Genomic DNA, 2029 nt, shown 5'->3' on the forward strand with positions numbered 1-2029 from the left:
CACGGAGCGCGCCTCGCGCTCGGACGCGGGCACCAGGCGCCCGAGCAGGGCGGCGAGCTCGGCGAAGACCTCGGGCAGCCCGAAGCCCGGCTGGGCATTGGGCCGCTCGTTGCCGTGCCAGAGATCGAGCAGCTTCTGGAGCTGGCCGGTGCCGCACTTGGGCGTTTGCGGCGCGACCGCACTCAAGGGCAGCTTGGTGAAGGGGGGGAGCTCGATCTCGCGCCCGTCGCGGGTGATGAGCACGGCCAGGGCGGGGTGTAGCGGGTGGTACGCGAAGCGGTTGCGTTGTCCGGCGAACGGCGCGGGTACGCGGAACCGCCCGCTGGGCAGGCGCACCTCACCGGTCTTGGGATGGGCCTTGGCCGTGGTCTCGAGGAAGAAGGCGCGGCGCAGGACAGCGAGGCTGACCTGGCGCGGGGAGAGTCGAGCGGCCAGGCGCTTCTCGGGAGTGGTGGCGAGCTCGCGGTGGCGATGGCGGTTATAGAGCAGCGCGATCATCGCCTCGAGCAGCTGCTGGAGGTGCTCGCGGTCAACGACCTCCTGGCAGGGGAGCTCGTTGACGAACCAGCGCACGAGACAGCGGTGGTAGGCCTCGATCTTGCCCTGCCACTCGGGGGTGCGTACCTTCAGCGCATTGCGATGCACGCCTAGCTGCGCCAGTCCCTGGCGGAACCCCTTGGCGTCGAAGGCCGAGCCGCCGTCGAACTGAAAACGGTCGGCGAGCCCCCACCGACCGACGGCCGTCTCAAACACCGTAATCGCCGCTTCCTCGCTCTCGGAGCTGGCCACCCGGGCGGCGAGCGCGTTGCGGCTATAGTCGTCGAGGACCGAGAGCACATGCACGTTGACGCGTCCGGCGTCCTTCAGGCGCACCGCGAAGGGGCCCTTGCCGTCGAGCTGCCAGCCCTCGTGCGGGTGCTGCGCCTCGTAGAGCGTGCGCAGCTTGCTCTTGTGACCCGTGCGCAGCTTCTCGATGCCGTTGAAGGCGGGATGGGCGCGCAGGTGGCGAGCCAGGCTCGAGCGGCTGAGCCGGTAGTCCTCGAACTCGAGCTGCAGGTAGGCCTCGAGCTGGGTCAGCGAGCGATTGGGCTGCTCGTAGAGCAAGCCGATGGCATACCCGATCCAGGCCGCGGTGCCTGCCCGCCGGGACGCACCGCGGTCCGCGCGCGCCTTGGGCAGCAGGCCCGGATAACCGTGCTCACGGTACGCCTTGAGCCAACGATACAGGGAGCTTTTCGGGATCGGCTTGCGGCGCCCACTGTGCGGCCATTGCACCGGCTTGCGCATGCGCTCGCGTAACGCCACGCGTCGCTGCGTCTCATCGAGGCTGGCATCGATCAGGGGCGCGATCTGCTCGAAGCGCCAGGCGGCGATCTCGTACGGGTCGGGCATCGGTCTCGGCTCGCTTGCGGTGGATGCCGAGATCCTGGCCCATCCGGGCGGCGACGGCGTTCAATCGCCGTGCACGAGAATCGGCTGGGAAACACCAGCACGCACGAATTCGACCACACCAGGGCGAGACGCCGGCACTGGGCCAGCGAGCTTGAGTCCAGCTCGCCCACCACCGTCCCCGCCACCGCGATGAGCATCGCCACACCCGCCAAGCGCTCGCGGCGCGCCTGCGAGCGGTAGCGGCGTTCGTCCACCCAGAATGGCGCCTGCACCATCTGCGCGACCGCTGCCACCCGGGCCCGGGCCTCGACCACGAAGCGGCTGAACGGCAAACCACCGGCCTCACCGCCCGGCAGACCGAGCACATGGGCACCGAGCCCCTCGGTCCAACCGTGGAGCGTCGTGTGCGAGGGGGTCCGCTCGCCAAGCAGATCCCAAACCACGCCGCGCAAGCCCCAGCCCCACGTGAGGTAGGTGATCACCAGCTCGGTGATCACCGCCAGCGAGTACTGCTTGTAGGGCAGCACGTCATAAGGCAGTACGCGGGGTCGGGTGCCGCACCGCGGGCAGCGCGCAAGCGCGATATCGGCCTGGAGCTTGACGGTTTGCAGCTCCCCGAATTCGTCCCGCTCCAGCA

2 protein-coding genes are annotated in these 2029 nt (G+C 69.5%); both read right to left on the minus strand.

Features of this window, described 5'->3' with window-relative positions; all coding sequences use genetic code 11:
• Positions 1-1392, minus strand: a 1392-nt coding sequence (locus Q0X89_RS17735; RefSeq protein ID WP_297696685.1) for a DDE-type integrase/transposase/recombinase, incomplete at its 3' end; no start/stop codon positions are given.
• Positions 1338-2029 (minus strand): hypothetical protein (locus Q0X89_RS17740; protein ID WP_297696687.1); only part of this gene is annotated, 692 nt, incomplete at its 5' end. The genes Q0X89_RS17735 and Q0X89_RS17740, both read right to left, overlap by 55 nt.

This window comes from uncultured Eudoraea sp., assembly GCF_947258525.1.
In the GTDB taxonomy this organism is placed as follows: Bacteria; Bacteroidota; Bacteroidia; order Flavobacteriales; family Flavobacteriaceae; genus Eudoraea.